The organism is Burkholderia sp. Ac-20353, assembly GCF_017104785.1.
GTDB lineage: Bacteria > Pseudomonadota > Gammaproteobacteria > Burkholderiales > Burkholderiaceae > Burkholderia.
On record NZ_JAAGPL010000377.1, the window covers coordinates 1 to 3510 of the forward strand.

General features: G+C 72.3%; 4 protein-coding genes and 1 pseudogene. 4 read left to right on the forward strand and 1 reads right to left on the reverse strand.

All coding sequences use genetic code 11. The features are described from left to right. The 4 genes and pseudogenes from G3N94_RS40315 to cobM form a co-directional block, all read left to right on the forward strand. Positions 1–190 (forward strand): annotated as a pseudogene (locus G3N94_RS40315) (bifunctional cobalt-precorrin-7 (C(5))-methyltransferase/cobalt-precorrin-6B (C(15))-methyltransferase); the annotation flags it as partial. After that, positions 190–1308, forward strand: coding sequence for a cobalt-precorrin-5B (C(1))-methyltransferase (locus G3N94_RS40320; RefSeq protein ID WP_205799756.1), 1119 nt, complete (start codon positions 190–192; stop codon positions 1306–1308). The pseudogene G3N94_RS40315 and the gene G3N94_RS40320, both read left to right, overlap by 1 nt. Next, positions 1305–2036 (forward strand): cobalt-precorrin-6A reductase, encoded by a 732-nt coding sequence (locus G3N94_RS40325; RefSeq protein WP_205799757.1) that lies wholly within the window; start codon positions 1305–1307, stop codon positions 2034–2036. Before G3N94_RS40320 ends, G3N94_RS40325 begins: the two co-directional genes overlap by 4 nt. Positions 2037–2090: 54 nt before the next feature. Further along, entirely contained in the window at positions 2091–2819 is a 729-nt protein-coding gene (gene cobM / locus G3N94_RS40330) for a precorrin-4 C(11)-methyltransferase (protein WP_205799758.1), read from the forward strand. A gap of 75 nt (positions 2820–2894) precedes the next feature. Here cobM and G3N94_RS40335 read toward each other — a convergent pair. Further along, the coding region (locus tag G3N94_RS40335; RefSeq protein ID WP_205799759.1) for an MFS transporter at positions 2895–3510 on the reverse strand (616 nt) is incomplete at its 5' end.

The following is a 3510-nucleotide window of genomic DNA, read 5'->3' on the forward strand; positions in this document are numbered from 1 at the left end:
CGCAAACGCGGTCACGCTGCAGGGCGAAGTGGCGCTCGCCGCGTGGCGCGACGCACACGGCGGCACGCTCACGCGCGTGTCGCTCGCGCACGCGGAACCGCTCGGCCGCTTCGACACCTGGCGGCAGCCATTGCCCGTCACGCTATACGACGTGTACAAGCCCGCGCAGACTCGCGCGACGGCAGAGTGATGCGCGACGAGACCCCCGAACAGCCCGCACCGCTGCGCTTCGGCTATACGACCGGCAGCTGCGCGACCGCGACGTCGCTCGCGGCCGCGCGCCTGCTGCTCGCGGGCAGCGCGGACGACGCCGTGGAAATCGTGTTGCCGAAGGGGCAGCGCGTGATGATGCGCCTCGAATTCTGCCGGCGAACGACGGGGACAGGGACAGGGACAGGGGCCGAGGCCGACAGCGCGGAGGCCGGCACGATCAAGGACGCCGGCGACGATCCGGACGTCACGCACGGCGCGCTGGTATTCGCGCGCGTCGCGCTCGCGACAGCGCCCGGCGTGCGCTTTCATGCGGGGCCGGGCGTCGGCACGGTCACCCGCGCGGGGCTCACGCTACCGGTCGGCGAGCCGGCGATCAACCCGGTGCCGCGCGAGATGATGACTGCACACCTGACCGCGCTCGCGGCCGAGCACGGCTACGCGGGCGGCTTCGACGTGACGATCGGCGTCGAGGGCGGCGAGGCGCTCGCACTGAAGACGATGAACCCGCGGCTCGGCATCGTCGGCGGGCTGTCGATCCTCGGCACGACCGGCATCGTGCGGCCGTTCTCGTGCTCCGCGTATATCGCGTCGATCCATCAGGGCATCGACGTCGCGCGCGCGAACGGTGTCGACCACCTCGCCGCGTGCACGGGCAACGCGAGCGAGGACGCCATGCGCGCGCACTACCGGCTGCCGGACATGGCGCTGATCGAGATGGGCGATTTCGCGGGCGCGGTGCTGAAGCACCTGCGGCGCGCGCCGGTCGCGCGGCTGTCGATGTGCGGCGGCTTCGGCAAGCTCAGCAAGCTCGCGGCCGGCCATCTCGACCTGCACAGCCGCCATTCGAGCATCGACCTGCCGCTGCTCGCGCAATGGGCGGCCGAGGCCGGCGCGAGCGACGCGCTGCAGGCTGCGATGCGCGCCGCGAACACGAGCCAGGAGGCGCTGAAGCTCGCGCAGGCGGACGGCGTGCCGCTCGGCGACATCGTGTGCACGCAGGCGCTCCATGTCGCCCGCGACATCGTGCCCGCGTCGGTCGCGGTCGAGATGTTCGCGATCGACCGGCAGGGCCGCTTCGTCGGGAGCGCACGATGAGCCCGCGGATCCTGCTGCTCGGCGGCACCGGCGACGCGCTGAAGATCGCCCGCGCGCTCGGGGCCCGGCATGTGTACAGTCTCGCCGGGCTCGGCAAGGTGCCGGCCGATCTCGCGTGCGAAGTCCGCGTCGGTGGCTTCGGCGGGGCGGCGGGTCTGGCCGCGTATCTGCGCGACGCCGGCATCGGCCTCGTGATCGACGCGACCCATCCGTATGCGGCGCGGATCAGCGCAAACGCTGCCGCCGCCGCGCACGACGCGGGCGTGCCGTGCTGGGCGTTGCGCCGCGCGCCGTGGCAGCCGCAGCCGGGCGACGACTGGCGGATGGTCGACGACTGGGCCGGCATCGAGGCCGCGCTCGCGCCGTTTCGCCGGCCACTGTTTACGCTCGGGCGCGAACCGCTCGCGCATCTCGACGCGATTCCTGCGCACCAGTTCTGGCTCGTGCGCTGCCTCGATCCGCATCCGGGCAACGCGCGCGCGCAGATCGTCGCCGCGCGCGGGCCGTTCACGCTCGACGGAGAGCGCGCGCTGTTCGCGCTCGCGGGCATCGACGTCGTCGTCAGCAAGAACAGCGGCGGCAGCGCGACCGAAGCGAAGCTCGACGTCGCGCGCGAGCGCCGGCTGCCGGTGGTGATGCTGCGCCGGCCGCCGCTGCCCGACGTCGACCGCGCGTTCGACTCGCCCGCTGCGCTGATCGAGGCGCTCGATCCGGCGGCGCGCGCATGACGCCACACATGACGCCGCACAAGCGCTGACAAACGAATTGATGGAGTTTTTTCGATGACGGTGTATTTCATCGGCGCGGGTCCTGGCGATCCGGAGCTGATCACGGTGAAGGGCCAGCGCCTCGTGCGCACGTGCCCGGTGATCCTGTATGCGGGTTCGCTCGTGCCCGAGGCCGTGCTCGACGGCCATCGCGCGGAGCAGGTCGTCAACACGGCTGAGCTCGATCTCGACGCGATCGTCGCGCTGCTCGCCGCCGCGCACGCGAAGGGGCAGGACGTCGCGCGCGTACATTCCGGCGATCCGTCGCTGTACGGCGCGATCGGCGAGCAGATCCGCCGGCTGAAGGTGCTCGGGATTCCGTATGAAATCGTGCCGGGCGTGACGGCCACCGCCGCGTGCGCGGCAACGCTCGGCTGCGAACTGACGCTGCCCGGCATCGCGCAGACGGTGATCCTCACGCGCTACGCGGGCAAGACGACGATGCCGGAAGGCGAAGCGCTCGGCGCGCTGGCCGCGCATCGCGCGACGCTCGCGATCCATCTCGGCGTGCGCCATCTCGCGCGCATCGTCGACGAGGTGCTGCCGCATTACGGGCCCGATTGCCCGGTCGCGGTGATCTACCGCGCAAGCTGGCCCGACGAGGAGCGCGTCACCGGCACGCTTGCCGACATCGTCGGCAAGGTCGCGGGCACGCGCATCGAGCGCACCGCGCTGATCCTGATCGGCCGCGTGCTCGACGCGGAAGGCTTTGCCGATTCGACGCTGTACGCGAGCGCGGGCTGAAGCAGCGGCACGTCAACGAGTGGCGGCGGCCAGGCAGCGCCAGCCGTCATTCGCGCACCACCGCGGCACCTCCGCTCACGCACGCGCGACGCGCCGCGCAACCTGCGGCGTGAAGCCGGCCGCGAGCGCGAACAGCGCGACGCACAGGCACGCCATCGCGATCCACGCGGGCGTCAGGTCCGCGAGATGCTGGCGGACGATCCCCGCCGCGAACGGAAACAGCCCCGCAATCAGGTAGCCGATGCCTTGCACGAAACCGGTCAGCGACGCGGCGTCGGCCGGCGTCGCCGCATGGTCGACCGTGACGATCAGCGACAGCGGGAACAGCGCGCCGATGCCCGCGCCCATCAGCAGCGCGGCGGGCAGCGCGAGCCGCTCCGGCTCCACGAGCATCAGCACGAGCCCGACGAGCAGCGCCGCGATTGCCGCGATCAGCGCCGGCCGGCGATCGGGCACGCGGTCGATCGTCGCGGATACCGTCAGGCCGGCTACGACTTCCGCGAGCGTGACGCCGCCGAGCAGGCCGCCCGCCGCTGCGGGCGACCAGCCGAGCCGCATGTAGAACGGCGGCAGCCACGCGAGCACGAGCGTATATGCGCCGGTTGCAATCCCGAAGAACAGCGCGAGCCGCCACGCGCGCGCGGAGCGCGACGGCTGCGACGCGGTTGCCGACGGCGCGGCGATCGCCACG